Source organism: Micromonospora sp. NPDC048986 (assembly GCF_040649335.1).
GTDB classification, from domain to species: domain Bacteria; phylum Actinomycetota; class Actinomycetes; order Mycobacteriales; family Micromonosporaceae; genus Micromonospora; species Micromonospora alfalfae.
Genome location: NZ_JBEZFJ010000001.1, coordinates 420,598 through 440,064, shown reverse-complemented (window position 1 = coordinate 440,064; position 19,467 = coordinate 420,598). Strand labels below are relative to the sequence as shown.

13 protein-coding genes are annotated in these 19,467 nt (G+C 68.0%); 6 read left to right on the top strand and 7 right to left on the bottom strand.

What is annotated here, in order from left to right; translation table 11 throughout:
* Nucleotides 1–2: 2 nt before the first annotated feature.
* From AB0B94_RS02000 to acs, 4 genes are all read right to left on the bottom strand, one after another.
* The gene (locus tag AB0B94_RS02000; RefSeq protein ID WP_357267375.1) at nt 3–935 is read right to left on the bottom strand and encodes an alpha/beta hydrolase; all 933 of its coding nucleotides are present in this window, start codon (nt 933–935) and stop codon (nt 3–5) included.
* Nucleotides 936–1,135: 200 nt separating this feature from the next.
* Nucleotides 1,136–3,589: an immune inhibitor A domain-containing protein gene (locus AB0B94_RS01995; protein WP_357268383.1), complete on the bottom strand. Its 2,454-nt coding sequence runs from the start codon at nt 3,587–3,589 to the stop codon at nt 1,136–1,138.
* A 332-nt stretch (nt 3,590–3,921) separates the two neighbouring features.
* Complete coding sequence (locus AB0B94_RS01990) at nt 3,922–6,717, bottom strand: immune inhibitor A domain-containing protein (RefSeq protein WP_357267372.1); 2,796 nt, start codon at nt 6,715–6,717, stop codon at nt 3,922–3,924.
* Between the two features lie 267 nt (nt 6,718–6,984).
* The gene (gene acs, locus AB0B94_RS01985; RefSeq protein WP_357267369.1) at nt 6,985–8,949 is read right to left on the bottom strand and encodes an acetate--CoA ligase; all 1,965 of its coding nucleotides are present in this window, start codon (nt 8,947–8,949) and stop codon (nt 6,985–6,987) included.
* A 438-nt stretch (nt 8,950–9,387) separates the two neighbouring features.
* On the opposite strand from acs, the gene AB0B94_RS01980 reads away from it, so the two are divergent.
* Nucleotides 9,388–10,134: an oxidoreductase gene (locus AB0B94_RS01980; protein WP_357267366.1), complete on the top strand. Its 747-nt coding sequence runs from the start codon at nt 9,388–9,390 to the stop codon at nt 10,132–10,134.
* A gap of 133 nt (nt 10,135–10,267) precedes the next feature.
* Here the strand turns inward: AB0B94_RS01980 and AB0B94_RS01975 are convergent, their stop codons facing one another.
* Entirely contained in the window at nt 10,268–11,071 is an 804-nt protein-coding gene (locus AB0B94_RS01975) for an HAD-IB family hydrolase (RefSeq protein WP_357267363.1), read from the bottom strand.
* Nucleotides 11,072–11,754: 683 nt separating this feature from the next.
* Nucleotides 11,755–12,102 (bottom strand): hypothetical protein, encoded by a 348-nt coding sequence (locus AB0B94_RS01970; protein ID WP_357267360.1) that lies wholly within the window; start codon nt 12,100–12,102, stop codon nt 11,755–11,757.
* Between the two features lie 383 nt (nt 12,103–12,485).
* Here AB0B94_RS01970 and AB0B94_RS01965 point away from each other — a divergent pair, with 383 nt between their 5' ends.
* Complete coding sequence (locus tag AB0B94_RS01965) at nt 12,486–13,709, top strand: helix-turn-helix domain-containing protein (protein WP_357267357.1); 1,224 nt, start codon at nt 12,486–12,488, stop codon at nt 13,707–13,709.
* A gap of 24 nt (nt 13,710–13,733) precedes the next feature.
* On the top strand, nt 13,734–14,201 hold the full coding sequence (locus AB0B94_RS01960) for an NUDIX hydrolase (protein WP_357267354.1): 468 nt from the start codon (nt 13,734–13,736) through the stop codon (nt 14,199–14,201).
* Between the two features lie 521 nt (nt 14,202–14,722).
* On the opposite strand, the gene AB0B94_RS01955 is transcribed toward AB0B94_RS01960, so the two are convergent.
* The gene (locus AB0B94_RS01955) at nt 14,723–16,093 is read right to left on the bottom strand and encodes a hypothetical protein (protein WP_357267351.1); all 1,371 of its coding nucleotides are present in this window, start codon (nt 16,091–16,093) and stop codon (nt 14,723–14,725) included.
* A 456-nt stretch (nt 16,094–16,549) separates the two neighbouring features.
* Here AB0B94_RS01955 and AB0B94_RS01950 point away from each other — a divergent pair, with 456 nt between their 5' ends.
* The 3 genes from AB0B94_RS01950 (at nt 16,550) to AB0B94_RS01940 (ending at nt 19,377) form a co-directional block, all read left to right on the top strand.
* Entirely contained in the window at nt 16,550–17,710 is a 1,161-nt protein-coding gene (locus tag AB0B94_RS01950) for a serine hydrolase domain-containing protein (protein ID WP_357267349.1), read from the top strand.
* 111 nt (nt 17,711–17,821) lie between these two features.
* Nucleotides 17,822–18,376, top strand: a complete 555-nt coding sequence (locus AB0B94_RS01945) for a sigma-70 family RNA polymerase sigma factor (RefSeq protein WP_357267346.1) — start codon at nt 17,822–17,824, stop codon at nt 18,374–18,376.
* Nucleotides 18,376–19,377: a CU044_5270 family protein gene (locus tag AB0B94_RS01940; protein ID WP_357267343.1), complete on the top strand. Its 1,002-nt coding sequence runs from the start codon at nt 18,376–18,378 to the stop codon at nt 19,375–19,377. Before AB0B94_RS01945 ends, AB0B94_RS01940 begins: the two co-directional genes overlap by 1 nt.
* Nucleotides 19,378–19,467: the final 90 nt, after the last annotated feature.

Here is a 19,467-nt window from a genome sequence, read left to right as displayed (position 1 = left end):
GGTCAGGTCTTCGCCCACCGCAGGATTTCGCCGAGCACCAGCTCCGGTGCCTCCAGGTGCGGGAAGTGCCCCACCCCGTCGAGCAGTCGCCACTCGTAGGGGGCGACGACGTACCGGCCGGAACCCAGGGCGGTGCGGGGCAGGGAGGCGGTGTCCAGGGCGCCGTGCAGTTGCAGGGTCGGGGTGGACAGTGGCTTCTGCATCAGGCGGACGAACCGGTAGCCGTGCAGTCGCAGCAGCGAGCGGAACGCCCAGCGGTAACCCTCCAACGCGCAGAACGCGGCCTGCGGGATGCACATCGCCTCCCGGCACCGCTCGGCGTACGCCTCGAAGTCCGGCCCGTCCACCCACTGTGGGCCGCCCCAGCGGCGCATGATCTCGCCGACGGCCGCCGCGCCGTCGCGGGTCAGGACGTGCTCGTAGCGGGGCAGCTGGAACTTCAACGCCGGGGTGGAGGCGGTGAACTGCCCGCGCGGGTCGGCGAAGATGGCGGCGCGCAGTCGCAGCGGGTGCGGTGCCCCCAGCACCACGAGTCGGCGGACCAGGGAAGGGTGGAACGAGGCCACCGTCCAGGCCACCATGCCCCCGAGGCCGCTGCCGACGATCGTCGCGGATCGTTCACCGAGCGCGCGGATCAGCCCGGCGATGTCGGCGGCGAGGGTGTAGCCGTCGTACCCCCGGGGTGGTTTGTCGCTGGCCCCGTAGCCGCGCAGGTCGACGGCGACTGCCCGGAAGCCGGCGTCGGCGACCGCCGGCAGCATCTGGTGCCAGGCCCACCAGTGCTCCGGAAAGCCGTGCAGGAACAGCACCATCGGCCCGGTGCCGCCCTCGACCACGTGGAACCGGCTGCCGTTGGCGCCGACGAAACGGTGCGTCCACGGCCCCTCGGTGAGGACGCAGGACTCGTCGACGGCCCCGCCGCGCTGGTCGGTCATGGCAGACAGCCTATGACCCGGTTGCCGCAGGCGGCCCTGGCGGTCGCGTTGAACAGGGGAAAGCCCCGGGTTGCCCCGGACCGGAACCAGGGGAACCGGCTCGACCAACTCGGTCCGGGCCATCCGGGAGGTGGCGCACAAAGCGCGACGCCCGGGCAGTTGACCTGCCCGGGCGTCGCTGGTTGGTGCGGGATCAGTGGTCAGCTGACCCGGATCTTCATCGAGGTGCCGTCCTGCTCCAGAACCTTGATCTTGACACCGGTCGCGGGAAGCTTGACGCCGTGGTTCGGCAGCTCCTCGTAGAAGTACTTCTTGGTGTCGTCGAACAGCGGCTCAGCGGCCTGGCCACGGATGTACTGCGGCTGGCTGTTGAGGTGCAGGGTGAACGAGTCGGCCTTGTTCAGGCTGAACGGTGCGTCGTACATCTGGACGCGGGCCCGCCACGGGTCCCCGGTGAGGTTGTAGATCGGGCGCGGGTGCGCGTCGATGTACAGGTTGCGGCCCTCACCCGGGTGACCACCCGGGTTGGACGCCGACGCCGGGGCGGTGTTGTTGTCGTCCCAACGGGTGTTCCAGTACGAGATGAGCAGGCCCTCCTGGTACGCGTAGTGGTCCACCCAGTCCGGGCGGGTGTTCGCGTAGCCGAAGAAGTACGGGCCGGTCTTCAGGTACTTGTCGTACGAGACGTACGAGCGGTTGCCGGCGATGTAGAAGTTGTCGAACTCGTCGGTGTAGGTGGCACCAACGACCTCCCACTCGGCGAGCGCCCAACCCGCGTCGGTCTCGGCGCCGTCGCTGAGTACGGTCTGGCCGTCGGCGGTCACCGTGATCGCGTCACCGAAGAAACCGCCCTCGGAGACGCCACCGTCGGTGACGTAGTGCAGGCGGACCTGTGCCACCTTCCCGGCGACCGAGGTCAGCGGGATGTTGATGTCCGCCCAGGCGCCCTTGCTGGTGCCGGAGAGGGCCGGACGCCCCGCGCCATCGACGCCGATCGGCGTACCGTTGGCGGTTCCGTCCAGGTCGGTCCAGGTCTTACCGCCGTCAGTGGACGCCTCGAAGTAGAGGTAGTCGTAGCCGGCTTCGATGCTGTACTTGCCCTTGAGCGACATCGCCGCCGCTGACTTACCGGTGAGGTCGAACGTCCTCGTCATGGTGCCGTCGAGGTTGTCCTTGTTACCGGAGAAGTACTGCTTGGAGCCCTCGAACGGCGCGCCGTAGTTGAAGGTGTACTCCCGTTTCGGCAGCACGACCACGACGGCCTGTGCCTTCGTCGAGTTGTACTCCTGCGGGCCGAGCTCCAACGTGCGCTTCTGCCCGGCCACGACCACCTCGTAGTCGAGCCAACCGAGCTGGAACTTGTTCCACGCCCCGAGGTCGCCGCCACGGTCACCGATGCCGGCGTCGTTCTTGGCGCCGAGCCGGCTCTGGGCCATCAGGGTCCAGTGCTCGTTGCTGTTGTCCGCGGGGCCGTAGTCGTCCGGCAGGCCCAGGTCGTGGCCGTACTCGTGGTAGAAGACGCTGCGACCGCCGTTTTCCGGCTGGATCGTGTAGTCGCGGATCCAGACGCCGGTGTTGCCGATCTGGGTACCGCCGATCGGGAAGTTCGGCGGGCCCACGGGCGAGCTGTTGAACGCCGACCAGCGGTGGCTCCAGATCGCGTCCTCACCCTGCTGCGGGTCACCGTCGGCCTGGTCGCCGCCGGAGTGGACGATCTGGAAGTGGTCGATGTAGCCGTCCGACTCGTTGAAGTCGCCGTCGCCGTCGTAGTCGAACCGGTCCCACTGGTCGAAGGACTTCATCTCGGTGGCGATCTGGGCGTCCGTCCGGCCCTTGGCCTTCTGGTCGGCGACCCACTGGTTGGCGGCGTCGGCGATCAGGTTCCAGGTGTTCGGGCAGACGTTGTCGGCGCAGACGGCCCGGTCATCCTGCGGGTCCGGGTCCTGGCCGGGCTCCGGGTCCGGGATCGGGTCGTCGGAGCGCCCGTAGCGGGCCTCGTTGTACTTGACCTTGACCCAGTCGGTCACCTCACCGTCGACGGTGTAGCGACCCGAGGACTGTGCCTCGTAGTACTGCTTGAGCGACTCGTCGCCCGGGTTGGTGCCGAAGTAGAGCTGGCGGAAGTGCTCCGGGCTGAAGTCCGGCTGCCAGATGGTGGAGTTGTCCACGGCCCGGTTGGGCTCGGGGATCTTGTTGTGCAGCGGCCCCTCGAACGTCGCCGGGCCGGCGATGTCCGGGTTCATGTCCTTGTCCGGGTAGGACGGGTGCCGCTCGTCCCCGAACTCGGCCAGGATCACGAAGATCTTGTCGGTCCGCTCGCGCTTGAGCTCGACGTACTGGTCCTTGGTCTGCTTCGCGCCAGCGGTGGAGCGGGCGTTGACGCCGGCCCCGCCTGCCTTGCCGACCTCGCCGACCTTGACGACAGTGCTTCCGTTGCGCTCGATCGGCTTGCTGCGACCGGTCAGCACATCGCTGAGACCCTGCTGACGCAACGCGCGGCGCTTCTCCTCGAGCTTGTCGGGGAGCTCATCCTGCAGTGCCTGCGGTTCGGCAGCGGCCGGTGCTGCTGCCGGCAGTTTGGGCTGAGGCGCCGCCGAGGCGGACGGGCCGAAAGCCAGGCCTGTCGCCGTCAGTGAGAGCCCGAGCAGACCCACTGCGACTTTGCGCACGTGGTACCTCCGGTTTGAGGGAACCGGCCCAACGGGGTACGGGCCGGTGGGAGATCGATCCCACTAGTGGGACCATTGGTGAACATAGTTACTGGCGGGACGGGTGGGAAGACGAACGCGTCGATTTGTTGCAAGATTTTGTTGGGAACGCTTTTCACCGTCACACCCCGCCGGTTCATCAGCCACGCTGACCAGCGTGGACCCGGACGCGAACGTATACAACGACATTTTTCGATCAAGCTGATCGCACATACGACAGTGGGGCCGGCAGCGTCTCCGCCGCCGGCCCCACAGTCAGTTGTCGATCCGCGAAACAGTTACTTCTTCGCCGGGGTCACGTAGATCATGGCCGACGAGTTGTCCCCGGCAGCCTTCTTGATCGTCAGCGAGACGCCGTAGTTCACGCCCTGGTCGCCGGGGTTACCGGTGCCCAACACGATCGCGCCGCCGCCCAGGGTCACGCCGTAGAACTCCGGCGCGGGGCTGCCGTCCGGGTTGGTGACCCGGGTGGTGTACGGCGCGTTGTCGCGCGACGGCAGGACCACCGACGCGTCGTTGTCCCGGGCGTAGGCAGCGCCGTCGCGCATCTCGATGCCCGGGTAGTAGCCCTTGGCGTCGGTGAACGCCTTCACCGGCGGCAGCCCCTTGAACTTCGTGCAGTAGGCGCTGTACGGCTCGTCGGCCGCCTCCAGGCACTCGGTGAACGGGTACGTCCGCTGCAACGTGAAGGCCGCGTTGGACGACTGCGGACGGCTCGGCAGGTTGTCCGTCACCGACGGGTCCTTCACTGCCGCCTCACCGGTGCGCCGCAACGGGTCGAAGTGCGAGTCGACGATGAGCAACCCGCCCTTCGCGCCGTAGCTCGGCAGCGCGGTCATCTGCCCGGTGACGTGGTTGACGTCGCCGAGCGCGGTGTCCCGGTACCAGACCAGCATGCCCGGCGCGTTGTAGGAGATCCGGTCGACCTTCCACGCCTCGTGCGAGTAGATGGTGTCGTAGGCGTACTTCAGGCCCTTGTCGAAGCCGTCGAAGTTGCGCCACTCCGCCAGGTAGTACTGGGCGTGCACCTCGGTGCCGCTGGAGACCTTCCAGCCCCCACCGGTGGTGTCGACGAAGGTGCCGCCGGTGGCCGTCCAGCCGTTCGCGCCGCCCTCGACGTCGTCACTCCAGGTGGTGGCGCCGCCGCCGGTGACCGAGAAGTCGTCGACGAACCAGTTGCGCTCCTCGAACGCCTCGTCGGTGGCCAGCCGCAGCCGCACCTGCACTGTCGTCCCGGCGTACGCCGACAGGTCGACGTAGTCGTGCCGCCAGCCGTCGGTGCTGCCGGTCAAGCCGTACTTCTTGCCGCCGAAGTCGTTCATCCGGCCGTTCGGGTCCGGGTAGCCGTCCGGCGTGGTGACCACCGTGCCGCCCTCGTCGTACACCTTCTGCTCGGTCCAGGTCGTACCGCCGTCGGTGGAGAGCTCGACGAAGCCGTAGTCCCAGTCCTCCTCGATGATGTAGTTGTTCCACATCCAGAACTTCGAGTCGGCTGCCGCCGGCACGTCCACCGAGCGGCTCAGCTTGACGTCGGCCCACTCCTGGTCGTTGTTGCTGTGCCACATCTTGGTGCCGCTGTGCGGGGTCGCCAGCGTGGTCACCTTGTCCGGCAGGTCGACCTTGATGCCGTCCTCGGAGTCGATCGGGGTGCGCGACGTCTGGCCGAGCTTGACCTCGCGCGGGTTCGACCCGGGGCGGATGGTCAGCGGGTCGGCCCAACCGAGCACCCACTTGTCCCAGATGCCCATGTGCGTCGGCAGCGCCTGGAAGATCTCACCGGAGTGCGAGCCCGAGGCCATCAGGTCCCAGAAGTCCACGTCGGAGTCGGCGTTGCCGGACGTGTCGTAGAGGTCCGGCAGGCCCAGGTCGTGGCCGAACTCGTGGGCGAAGACGCCGACGCCGGCGTCCTCCGGCTGCACGATGTAGTTCGACGCCTTCAGGTTGGTGCCCGGGATCGTGTAACCACCGGCGACAGTGGAGGAGTGCGCCCACACGGCGTACACGCCCTCGGCGCCGCCGCCACGGGACTTGCCCTGGCCGGCGTGCACCAGCACCAGGTGGTCGATCACGCCGTCCGGCTCGAAGACGTTGCCGTCGCCGTCGCGGTCGGCCTGGTCCTCGATGTCGTAGTCGGCCCACGGGAAGTTCGGGTCCTTCGCGACGAGCGCGTCGATCGCGTCGGTCGCCAGGCGGCCCGCGCCGGCCGGGTTGTCCGGGTGGCCGTTCATCGACTGCTCACGGCCGGGAACCCACGCGCCGGTCTCGTCCTGGAAGCAGCGGTTGGCCGCGTACCAGCCCTCCGAGTGCGGCACGGTGATCCACGGGCTGGCCTGCCCGTCCACCGTGTACGCGTTCTTGGACATCTCCAGGTACATGTTGTGCATGGTGCGACCGGACAGGTCGATGCCCTTCTTGCCGTCCGGGCCCTTCAGGTCGGTGCGGACCCGCTCGGTGATGCCCTTCTTGCTGTAGAGCATCTTGTTGTAGTGCTGCGGCGAGAAGTCCGGCACCCACATCGAGTTGTTGTCCTCGTGGGGCAGGCGCGCCGGGTCTGGGATCTTGTTGTGCTTCGGGCCGTTCTGGACGGTGCCGGGGACGCAGGTGCGGTCCTCGAACACCGTCTTGGGGACCATCACACCGGTGAAGTCGTCGTTGGCCTTGTCGTTGAACTCCACCAGCAGCGTCAGCAGCTTCGCCGTCTGGGTGGTCGGCGCCTTCTTGAACTTGCGGGGGTTCTGACCCGTCTTCAGCGACTTGGCCTCGTCCTTGGCCAGTTGCCGTGCGGTCACCGGGTTGCCCCGGGCGTGCTTGCGGTCGAACGCGCGCGCGGACTCAGCGGCAGGGGTGTAAATGCCACCCTTGCCCTTCACCTCACGGCCGGTGGTGTCCGGCTGGACCTCGGGCTCGGCGTAGTTGATGTAGTGCTCGTCGGCGCCGATCACCGCCTGGGGGGTGCCGGAAGGCGACTGGGCTGCCGCGCTGCCACTCACGGTCAGTGACGTGGCCGCGAGGGCGATGGCGGGCAGCGCGACGAGTAGTCGTCGCCGCGCCCTGGACTGCGGTTTGTGGTTCATGCCGCTCCGTTTCTCGGGCATGGGGAGGAGGACGTTGGCGTGGCCGACCATCGAAGCGATGTGTGTCGAACTCTTCCAACCTGCGTGAACCTAAAGCACAACCGGCCGAAAGGACAGAGGTGATCTACGCCTGTGCCCGTTCAGCTTCTCCAGACTCCTCCGACCGACCGATGTGACAGTGGTGAGCCGGCGCGGACCGTGCCCGTAAGACATGACGAAGGGTGGCGGTCCGCACGAACCGCCACCCTCCGATGAGTACGCCTACCGTCAGTCCTCGTCGGACTTCGTACCGCTCATCCCCGAAGAGATCAGGTCCATCACCGAGGAGTCCTGCAACGTGGTCACGTCGCCCAGCGACCGGTTCTCCGCCACGTCCCGCAGCAGCCGGCGCATGATCTTGCCGGAGCGGGTCTTTGGCAGCTCCGGCACCAGCATGATCTGCCGCGGCTTGGCGATCGGGCCCAGCGTCTTCGACACGTGGTTGCGCAGGTCGGCGATGAGCTGCTCGCCCGCCTCACCGGCGATGTCAGTGCTGCCGCGCGGAATGGCGAACGCGACGATCGCCTGACCGGTGGTCGGGTCGGTCGCGCCGACGACAGCCGCCTCGGCCACCGACGGATGCGACACCAACGCCGACTCCACCTCGGTCGTCGAGATGTTGTGCCCCGACACCAGCATCACGTCGTCCACCCGGCCGAGCAGCCAGATGTGCCCGTCGTCGTCCTTCTTCGCACCGTCGCCGGCGAAGTACATGCCCTGGAAACGCGACCAGTACGTGTCGATGAACCTGTCGTCGTCACCCCAGATGGTGCGCAGCATCGACGGCCACGGCTCGCGCAGCACCAGATAGCCGCCACCACCGTTCGGCACCGACTGACCCTGGTCGTCCACCACGTCGGCTACGATGCCCGGCAGCGGCGTCATCGCCGAACCCGGCTTGGCCGCGGTCACCCCCGGCAACGGCGAGATCATGATGGCGCCCGTCTCGGTCTGCCACCAGGTGTCCACCACCGGCAGCTCGCCCCGGCCGACGTGCTGCCGGTACCACATCCAGGCCTCCGGGTTGATCGGCTCGCCGACGCTGCCCAACAGGCGCAGCGACGACAGGTCGAAGCCCGCCGGGATGTCGTCGCCCCACTTCATCATCGTCCGGATCAGGGTGGGAGCGGTGTACAGGATGCTCACCCCGTACTTGTCGATGATCTCCCAGAACCGGCCCTTGTGCGGCGTGTCCGGAGTGCCCTCGTACATCACCTGGGTGGCGCCGTTGGAGAGCGGGCCGTACACGATGTAGGAGTGCCCGGTGACCCAGCCGATGTCGGCAGTGCACCAGTAGACGTCCGTCTCCGGCTTCAGGTCGAACACCGCGTGCGTCGTGTACGACGCCTGGGTGAGGTAGCCGCCGGTGGTGTGCAGGATGCCCTTCGGGCGGGCCGTGGTGCCGCTGGTGTAGAGGATGAACAGCGGGTGCTCGGCGTCGAACGGCTGCGCGGTGTGCTCGGCCGACGCGGTCTCCACCGTCTCGTGCCACCAGTGGTCCTTCTCCGACCACGCCACGTCCTCGCCGGTGCGACGCACCACGAGCACGTGCTCCACCGACGGGGAGCTTGCCACTGCCTCGTCCACAGTGGGCTTCAACGCCGACGGCTTGCCCCGCCGGTAACCGCCATCAGCGGTGATCACCACCTTGGCGCTGGCGTCCTGGATCCGGTTGCTCAACGAGTCGGCGGAGAAGCCACCGAAGACCACACTGTGCGCGGCGCCGATCCGGGCGCACGCCAACATGGCCACCGCCGCCTCCGGGATCATCGGCAGGTAGATCGCCACCCGGTCGCCGGCGGTCACCCCCAGGTCGGTGAGCGCGTTCGCCGCCCGGCAGGTCAACTCGTGCAGGTCCGCGTACGTGATGGTGCGGGTGTCGCCCGGCTCGCCCTCCCAGTGGATCGCGACCTTGTCGCCCCGGCCCGCCTCGACGTGCCGGTCCAGGCAGTTGTACGCGACGTTGAGCTGCCCACCCACGAACCACTTCGCGAACGGCGGGTTCGACCAGTCGAGCACCTCGTCCCACTTCTTCGACCAGGCCAGCCGATCGGCCTGCTTCGCCCAGAAGGCCAGCCGGTCGGCCTCAGCCTCGGCGTACGCATCGATGGTGACGTTGGCGTGCGCGGCGAGTTCGGCCGGCGGGGGGAACTGGCGCGTCTCGTTCAGCAGATTGGCCAATGCCTCGCTCATGCCGTGACTCCTCATCCTCGGGGTGACCTGGGTCTCGATGGCACGAGGGTAGTCGCGGGGCCGGCAACCGGCCACGGCTGCCCACTGCGTCGCGCCGAGTGGCCCCCGCCGCGCGCCCGGCGGCCCGTCCCTGCGCGGAGTGCCTCGATCGCCACGAGCCGTCTCCGCGTGCGTGGGCCCGAGCGCCTTGATCGACACGGGTTCACGGCAATCGCGGTGTCCAGGTCAGGCGGACTCCGCGGTTTCCATGAACCCGTGTTGACCTTGCCGAGACTGCCGCGCCGGGTCGGTTCTGTGGCCGTGCCGGGTCGGTTGCGTGGTCGCGCCGGGTCGTTTGCGGCCGTGGCGGGTCGGAGGTGCCGCGCCGGGCGGGTGGTCCGGGTCGCGTTGCGGGCGGGTGCGGCCCGCCGCGCCGGGCCCTGTCGTTAGCGTGGCGGGGTGACCACCGACCCGCTCGCGCCCCTGCTCGCGCTCGCCGACATCGCCGCCGCCGTCGAGCAGGCCCGCGCGCGGTTCGACCAGGCGCTCGGGCACCGGGCGCTGCGCCGGCACGGTGGACAGGTCGCCGCCGAGGTCAGCCTCCGCTCCGCGGTGGCCAGCGCGGCCCTTGAGGGGGCCGGGCACGAACGTGAGGCGGTCCGGGCCGGCACCGTCACCGACCCGGTGCTCCAGGGGGCGCTGCGGGTCGCCGGAGCGCTGCCGGGCCTGAGCGAGCTGTGGCCGAAGGCGCCCCGCCAGGCGCTCGCGAAACTGCACGTGCTCGCCGCACGGGACCTGGTGTCGGAAGCCGAGCTGGGCCGCCCGGTCGCCGACCCGGTGGTCGCCACCCGGCTGGACGGGCTGGCCGGCCTCGTCGCCGGCGGCACGAAGGTCTCCCCGTTGGTGCTCGCCGCTGTCGTACACGGGGAGTTGCTGAACCTGCGCCCCTTCGCCGGGCCGTCCGGCGTGGTGGCCCGCGGGGCGGCCCGGCTGGTGCTGCTCGCCAGCGGCCTCGACCCGCGTGGCCTGCTCCCCGTCGACGCGGGACACCGCGAGCGGGAGCCCGAGTACGTCGGCGCGGCCGGTGCCTTCGCCACCGGCACCCCGGACGGGCTGCGCTCCTGGCTACGCCACTACATGGCCGCCGTCGAGGTCGGCACCGACCAGCTCACCGCCATCGGAGACGAGATCCTCGCCGCCGCCTGAGCGTCCATCGGTTCCACCGGCCCGTCCTCACGGTGTCGATCATGGAGTTGTGGTGCCCCGCAAAAGGTGCCAATTGGCCGAAGGCGCCCACCACAAGCCCATGATCGACCTGGACGGGGGTGGGGCCGGGTGGTCAGGCGGTGGTGGCGGCTCGGGTTCGGCGGTGCCGGCCGTACCAGGCGATGCCGATGGCCACGCCCACCCCGACCCCCAGGGCCGCAGCGGCCACCGGAACCGCAGGACGTTCCCGCAGCCGCCGGCCCAGCGGGATCGGGTGCCGGAACTCCAGCACCGGCCACCCGTTCTCCGACGCCAACTTGCGCAGCTGCCGGTCCGGGTTGACCACACTCGGGTGGCCGACGCACTCCAGCAACGGGCGATCGCTGTACGAGTCGGAGTAGGCGTACGAATCAGCCAGGTCGTAGTCCCGGGCGGCGGCCAACTCGCTGACCGCCTCGACCTTGCTCGGGCCGGCCGCGTAGAACTCGACCTCGCCGCTGTACCGGCCGTCCCGCACCGTCATCCGGGTGGCGATCACGTCGGTCACCCCGAGCAGCTCGCCGATCGGCCGGACCATCTCCTCACCGGACGCCGACACCAGCACCACGTCCCGCCCGGCCGCCTGGTGCTCCTCGATCAGGGCGGCGGCCTCGGCGTACACGTATGGGTTGATCAGCTCGTGCAGCGTCTCCGCGACGATCTGGCGGACCTGCTCCACCTGCCAGCCCTTGCAGAGCGCAGCCAGGTAGTCCCGTGTTCGGGCCATGGTCTGCTCGTCGGTGCCGCCCAGCCGGAACATCAGCTGCGCGTACGCCGACTTGACCACGTCACGCCGGGTGATCAGCCCATCCCGGTAGAACGGCCGACCGAACGCCAGGGCGCTCGACTTGGCGATGACGGTCTTGTCCAGATCGAAGAAAGCGGCACTTCGGCCCACGGCGCGAAAGTCTAGCCGGATGGTCTATCGTCGGCGGGTGCCCGGGGTCATGCCACCCCTCAGACCTGCGGGCTCTCCGCTCCGCGTGATCACGCTCACACTCTGCGAGGAGATTTTCGCAGTGAGTGGAGGCAGCACCACTCGACGTGACGGGCCCGCTCAGGCAGACTTGTCCGTACGACGAGCTTTCACATCCTCGAAACAGGCAGACCCTCAGCGGTTGCACCCCCCGTGACCGCTGAGTGGTTCGGCTCGACCCCCCCGGAGCCGAACCTCCGACGACCCCCGTCTCCCCCCGACGGGGGTCGTCCCTTTCCGGGGAGCGCTTCCGGCCAGGTGAGGCGCGTCTGCGGGCCCGGCCGGTCGAGGCGACGGGCAGAAAGTCAGCGAATCGGCAGCGAAGGCCAGCCGGGCCTTCGGCGTAGTGCTCGGGCCTGTGCGTGTAAAGGTGCCGAGCGCGCCAGCGCCGCCGCAGCGGTCGGAGGTCCGCCTGCTGTTCCCGGCCGTTCCGATTTGTCACGCCGCCGGGGACGCTCCATCGACTGAGTCCTCCGGTGGAAGCTTAGTTGCGCGTACCAGGATCTGTGCTTGAGAGCCTCGACGGCCTGACGGAGAGAGCCTGAAGCCCTCGACCCAGATCCACTCGTCGCTCGGCGGGCGGTTAGCCACCAGCCGTACCCCGGTTACCCACAACCGCACCGGCCCGTCTGATGGCAAAAGACGATCGACCGCGTCGATGTCCAGCACCGCGCCGAGTCGTACCCGAACATCAAACACCGAATCTCCTCGTCATTGGCGCCGTGTTTTTGAGAGGGCGGCGCGCTGTCGGTCGTGTGTTGCTGGATCTGGAGGCCGGCGATCTGGGCGAAGACTTCCCGCCGTGCCAGGGCCTTGCCGGTAGCCAGGTCGATGGAGTAGCCGGTCAGCCACACCCAGCCGTGGTACGTCGGCTTGTCGCAGACCGAGGTCACCCGCAACCACAGAGCCCGATCACCGCCGAACTGCACCGACGCCCGAGCGTCAATCAGCACCAGGTCACCCGGAACGAGGACACCCGGCCGGCGAGGCGTGGCTGTGCGAGGCGCCGGGGCGGGTGGGCCATTCATGGGCCGTCGTTCGGGTCGCGGTCTCACGCCAGCACTCACCCCGGGCCAGCCTCAGCACGTCGCCGCGCGACCGGAACCCGCGCAATCCGGGCGCGGACGCCGCTCGAAAGCATGAGTCCACTCCGCACCACGCCCGATTGCCCGGACCGCCGTGCGGGCGAGGGCGTACTTCCAGCCCGCGCCCGAGCAGGATTGGCAGTTGGTCGATGCTTTGAGCCCCGTCATGCAGCCAGGTTGTGGCACATACCGCCCAGCTACCCGGAAAATCCTTCCGGGGTCGGAGCCGGCCGAGGGGAGATGGTGAACCAGTGCGCGGAAGAACCAGCAACCTGACCATCGGCGAACGCGTCGCCTGGTACCGCTACCGACGCGGCCTGTCCCAGGAAGTCTTGGCCGGACTCATCGGCCGCACCGCCGACTGGTTGGGCAAGATCGAGAACAACCGGATCGAGCTGGACCGGCTCTCCGTCATCAAGTCCCTCGCCGAAGTCCTGGACGTGTCCCTCGGCGACCTGCTCGGCGAACCCTCGCTGCTCGACTGGACCGGCGACAGCGGCACCACGACCGTCCCCGCCCTACGCGCCGCTCTGATGAACTACCGCGCCCTCGGCCCGTTCAGCGGCGGCACGGAGAACGAGCCATCCAGCGTCGCCGTACTCAGGAAGGAGGTAGGCGCCCTCTGGGACGCCTACCAAGACTCCCGATTCGCGTACGTCACCGGCCGTCTGCCCGAGCTGCTGCGCCGCGCCCAGGCCGCCGCCGATTACTACGACGGCGACGACCAGGACCAGGCTCGTCGGCTCCTCGGCCTGGCATATCAACTCGCGGCCACCCAACTCACCAAGCTTGGAGAGAGCGACCTCGCCTGGATTGCCGCCGACCGCGGCTTGACCGCCGTCCGCCCCACCGGCGACCCGCTCATAACCGGCTCCCTCTTCCGCTCCGTCGGACATGCCCTGCACGCCACCGGGCGCTACACCGAAGCTGTACGCCTCACCGAGGACGCCGCCGGCTACCTTGAGCCCCACCTCAAGCACGCCACACCAGCGCTGCTCTCCGTCTACGGGACCCTCTTCCTGTCCGGCTCCATGGCCGCCGCCCGATCCAACGACGCCGTCACCACCCGCACCTTTCTCGCCACCGCCGATCAAGTCGCCGGTCAGCTCGGGGCAGACGCCAACCACCTCTGGACCGCGTTCGGCCCGACCAACGTCGTGATCCATCGCGTTGCCACCGCGGCCGAACTGGGCGATCTGCAGGTCGCCATCGACCTCGGCCCGCGCGTCGACACCGCCGGGCTGCCGATGGAGCGCCGAGTGCGGCACGCCCTCGAAGTCGCCCGCGCCTACAGCGCCTGGAACCGCGTCGATGATGCCCAGGCCGTCATCCTTGACGCCGAACAGATGGCACCCGAGCAGGTCCGGCATCACTTCCTCAGCCGCCAACTCGCCCTGACCTGGATCCGCCGGCAACGGGGCAAGCCCTCGGCCGAACTGGTCGGCCTGGCCCAGCGGCTCAGGGTGCTCGACTGAACCCGGTCGAACTAGGCTGCGCTGGTGCCGGCCAACGAGATGCCACCAGTGGCAACCCCACGCGTCGCTGCTGGTGCTCTCTTCTTCGACGACGAAGGCCGCGTGCTCCTCGTACGGCCCAGCTACAAGAAGCACTGGGACATCCCCGGCGGCTACGTCGAACCCGGCGAGTCACCACGTACGGCGTGTTTGCGCGAGATCGAAGAGGAGTTGGGCTTAACCACGGCCGTCGGCCCCATGCTCGTCGTTGACTGGGCGCCGGCCGAGCACGAAGGAGACAAACTCCTCTTCATTTTCGACGCCGGAACTCTCACTAGGGAGCAAGTGCAGGCCATTCACTTTGCGGATGGTGAACTCACCGACTGGCGCTACGTGACCGCAGACGACCTGGAACATTACGGACCGCCTCGACTCACTCGCAGAATTCGCACAGCGATCGCATCCCGCAACAGCGGCAACGCCACCTATGCGGAGCACGGCAAGGCTCTTTAGCCCAGATTCTCTGTACGTCTTCAAGGCGGCCCTGAAGGGGCCGCACTCGCTGCCGCAGGGTGAGCGTCCGTCGCTCCGACTCCGGCCACGCAACGCGACCGGCTGCTGGCGCGGAAGCGGGAAGCCCAAGGGGCCGCCGCAGGACGACAGGGACGTGGAGGGGAGGAGGTGGGCCGGCAGCCGGCCGGCCGCGCGGCCACGAGCCCGCGCGGCGTAGGGAAGCGCACGCTCGCCGCGTCGGCGAACTGACGGCGGTCGCGGGGGCGCGGTTACTGCGCCTCCGGCGGGGCGCTCCGGCTCCAGGATGGCCAGGGCTGCATTCGGCGCGTCACGGTCCGTGGGCGGTTGCGGTGGGGAGCCATCCCGCCTGCCATCGACCCCGCACGAGCCGAGCAGACCACCGCCCGACCCGCCAGCGTCCGTACGGGCGTCAAGGTCCGCTTGACGTGGCGGGCCGGGCGGCGGACCGCTCCCCGGGAGGGCGGGTCGATTGCAGGCGGGATGGCGAGATGGACTGCATGTCACCAATTACTGCGAATCGCGGCTTGAATTAGAGCTCTCTGAGCGATCCAACGGACATGACTAATATCATGCTGCAGCATCTTTGCCTCGGCACTATTCGGCAGTAGCAATTCTCCGCGTTTCGGGCCGCCGTCCTCCTTGGCGTGAACGATCCGGCAGCGAATCTGGTAAACACGCGAAGCAACCTGGCTGGTCAGGGAGCCAGCGTTGGACTTCTCGTCCAAGACGAGATGACCGACGCCCTTAAGCGCATTCTTTTTGGTAAGGAACTCCCTGCGATCGTCTGACTGCTCCAAAAATGAGCGCAGGTCGTTGCTGTCTATGCAGGAATCCACGGTCGCTTTTAGTTGCTCTTCTTCGTACTGCAATGCGCGCGCTTCGGCGTTTAGGAATGTCACTAAGGTGGCCACTTGATTTCCGTTGTTTGGATCGAAGGCCGGGTCTCTCAACCTACGTTGAAAGCGTCGAACGGTCTCGCTGCGTGCGTAGGTGGGGAAGTAGAACTCAAGCACCTGATAGAAGGCCAAATACTGGAGCAGGGGCATGCCACTCGCGGATCGCCCGTAAGCATATAAAGATGCGGCCTCGACGGAATAGAAGTTTCGCGGCACTGTCGGTGCCTTGAGGGTTTCAGACGGCCTCTCTCTCGCATCGCTTCGAATTCGCTGACGCCTGCTTTCGGACAGGGAGAGTGGAAGGTCGTAGAGCAAGTCCATCTCAAAGAATAACGCGGCCGAGAATTCTTCAAGCAGTTTCACTGATGCGTCATACGACAAAGCCGAATTGAGTCGCACCTTGAGGGAGTAACCTAGGCGCGTGCCTTCCGTCGCCCCGAGTCCGGCGCTCGCTGGCGAGATTTCCGCACTCGCGACTATCCCGTTGGAGGTAGAGGTGATTGCAAGCGCATCTTCGGCGAGGGAGGCGCTCTTCAATTCATCAGGTGCGTCGTCGTGTCGGGCTTTTCGATGAAGCATTTGAAGCGTCGATTTCAGGGCATAGCGTGGCTGCACCATTGCTTCGATAACATTAGTGGAGCGGTCTAGTGCTGCGGCGAAATTCTTAAGGAGCACCAGGCTTTCGAAGTTGCTGCTCGCCCAGTCGCCGGCCCGCGATCTGCTGATGCTAAATGTCTTGCGATCCTTGCCGCCGCCGGGCAGGGATATATGCAAATACCATTGAGTAGCCCTTTCTGTGACGTCGCCATTCGAACGCATCGTCACATACGATCTCCACTCTACCGGAATTGATGCGTTTGCAGCACGTTCAGCCAGTTGTACCAGATCGGCCGGCTTTTCGGCTGAGTAGTTCTTTGCTGCTTCAGGGTCGCCAGTCTCTAGTAGGTCTTCCTCAATGCCCTCTTCCTCGTCCATCCCGGCAGCTTATTGGCGGTTGTCCGTGTTTTCTAGATCCCGGCAGGGAGGATGTCGGATGAGCTGCACAGAAGTTGTAAGCGAGGCGCCAGCCAGCGAGGCAGCAAAAGGCAGCGCGAGCCTCAATGCGGGCCAACGCGGGACGTGAACCGACGACGCCCTGCACCTGCTCGTCGACGAGGGCCGCCACCAGCTGCCAGCGGCCGGTAGCTTGTGTCCGCATCCCCCAGACGGGGGTCGTCCCTTTCCATGGGAGCGCGCCACCGCAGCGGCTACTTCGCACTATGAGTCCCCGTCCGCGCGATGAAAGCTAGATTCGTCGATGAGTGGAACGGCTCGGATGCTCTCCGCTCAACCTAGTCGCGGACCGCGCGACGGCCGCCTGCCGTGTAATTTGCCAAGCGGGACGAGCTGGGGAGGGAACAGGTGGCTGCTGGCGGCTTCTCGTCGAAGCGCTTGACTCGGCTGCAAGGGCTGCTTGAGCGCCACGTCGAGTCCGGTTTCGTCCCGGGCATGGTGGTCGTCCTCGCCCGGCACGGCGAGGTGCACATCGAGGCGACGGGTCAGCTCGCGTTCCAGGGCCCCGGGTCGCAGACGCCGATGGCGGCCGACACGATCTGTCGCCTGGGCTCGATGTCGAAGCCGATCGTCGCCGCGTGTGCGATGACCCTCGTCGAGGACTGCACAGTCCGCCTCGATGACCCGGTCGACGATCTCCTGCCGGAGTTGGCGGATATGACGGTGCTCGCCGATCCGCACGGTCCGCTGGACGACACCGTCAGGGCGGAGCGCCCGATAACACTGCGGGACGTCCTGGACGGCACCCTTGGCACCGGCATGGTCCCCGCCGAGCCGGGAACCGTGCCGATCGCCGACGCGCTGGACGCACTCGAGTATCAGTCGCCGGGCGAGTGGATCCGCCAGCTCGGTGCCCTTCCGCTCGTGCACCAGCCAGGTGAGCGCTGGATGTACGACACCGCCGCCAACGTGACGGGTGTGCTCATCGCCCGGGCCACCGGCATGTCCTTCGGCGACGCCATCCGTGAGCGGGTCTGCAAGCCGTTGGGAATGGCCGACACCGCCTTCAACGTGGGTAGCGAGGGCATCGACCGGTTCGCGACGGCGTACGAGCAGGACAACGCCGCCACCGGCGAGCCGGTTGTCGAAGACGCCCCCGACGGGCGGTTCAGTCGACCGCGGATGTTCGAGTCCGGTGGCGGCGGGCTCGTCTCGACCGCCCAGGACTACCTCGCGTTCGCCTCGGCCCTGCTCGCTGGCGGCGCCCACCGCGGCGAGCGGGTGCTGTCGCGGCCGGCGGTGTCGCTGATGACCAGCGACCAGCTGACCCCGACGCAGAAAGCCCTCTCCGGGTTCTGGCCCGGCTACTTCGACGCCATCGGCTGGGGTTTCGGAATGTCGGTCCGGACCCGCCGTACGCACCTCGGGCCCTCGGTCGGCAGTTACGGATGGCCCGGCTTCTACGGCACCGCCTGGTACAACGATCCCACCGAGGACCTGTCGACGATCGTGTTCATGCAGCGGGCGCACGCGGGCGACCAGCGGCTGCCGATGTGGCACGACTTCTGGACCACCGTCTACCAGGCGATCGACGACTGACCGCAACGCTCGATCTCCCGCTGGGCGGCACCCGCCCTCGGTCGCGCGGTAATCCTCCGGTCCTCAGCGACACAAGCCACTGTGAGAGTCGCCGAGGCAATGGGGGTTCGGGTGGGTCCACCGAAGACGCGGGACGAGGGCTGGTTCACCAGTCTCTACGCCACCGAGTACGAGCACATAGTCCGATACGGCCTGCGCCGGCTCGCTGACCGGGATGCCTCGGCGGAACTTGCCCAGGAGGTCTTCGTCGTCGCCTGGCGTCGCCGCGCCGAGGTGCCGGAGCGCAGCCTGCCCTGGCTGTACGGGGTGGCCCGGCGCATCCTCGCCAACCACTGGCGGTCGCGGCGGGCCGCACCGGACCTGCTCCCGATCACCGAAGTCGGCCTCGAGCGACTGGCCGGATCGTCGGGTGCCGACACGAGCGTCGGGGTCGCCGACATCTGGACCGCCCTGGCCACCCTCAACGACCTCGACCAGGAAATCCTCCGGCTGGTCGGCTGGGAGGAGCTGACGGTGTCCGAGGCGGCCAAGGTTCTCGGTTGCACCGGGGCGACCGCCGCAGTGCGCCTGCATCGCGCCCGCCGTCGTCTAGCCGAAGCGATGTCGGCCCGGCTCGCGCAGACCCGACGTCGACCGGTGTTGGCGACCATCCGAGAGGATCTGTGATGTTCGGAGCAGAACGCACCCGTACTCTTCTGGGCCCGGCCGACCCGGCCCGGAACGCCGCCGTCGAGCCGCCGCTGGTCTCGGCACGCGAACTGATCGACCGCGCCGACGCTACCGAAACGGTCGCCGGGCGTCGTCACGTACGTCCGAACCGCCGGCTGGTCCTGGCGGCCGGGACACTGGCGGTCGCGGCCGGTGCCGTGGCGGTGCTCCAGCCGTTCGGTGCGGCCACACCGGACACCCCGGGCTCGGCGACGGGCACGGTACTCGTGCCGGTCGCGTACCAGTTCGACGCGGATCCGCCGGCCGCCGGTCCGCAGCTACGCAGGCTGGCTGACAAGATCAAAGATGCGGCGTACGACCACCAGCGCGGACGCTACATGTACCACCACACGAAGGTGTGGGGTGATCCGGTGATGACCTCGGCCGACGGTCGCCACCTCGTCGCCTTCGCCGGCGAGACGAAGGTCTGGCAGGCCGCCGACGGGACCGGTAGCCAGGTCAACACCCAACTGGAGCCGCAGTACCCCGATCAGGAGTCACGGACCTACTGGCAGCGCAGACTCGATTCGCCGCCAGCGGCCGGCAGCACCCCCGCTCCCAACGGGTATCCGCTGCCGCCCATGGACCTCAGCCCACCGACGGCTGTCCCGTCCGAGCTGCGGGAACTGTTGAAGGTTGAGTACGGTCCCGCCGCGGCGAGCAAGGAGGTCAGCACGCTCTATGGCCGGTACGTCGTACCGCGTGCGACCCGAGCGGCGGTCCTGCGGGTCCTCGCCGACGTCCCCGGGTTCCGCTGGCGGGGGCAGGTCACGGACCGCGCCGGCCGACCTGGAGTCGCCGTCACCTTCGACGACAGCGAACACGACGCGCAATCTCTGCTGGTCTTCGATCCGAGGACGGGCGAACTGCTCGCTCACGAGCGGTTGACGTTGTCGCCCGTGCGGATCAGCTCGTACCAGGTGATCCTCGACGCCGCCTGGACCGACCGGGTCGGCTGATCGCCGACGTTCGGGGCCGCTCCTTCCGGGAGCGGCCCCGCTGTCTTTCCCGCAGCGGCAGTAGCTGCGGAGTTGCCCGCGCTCGTAGCA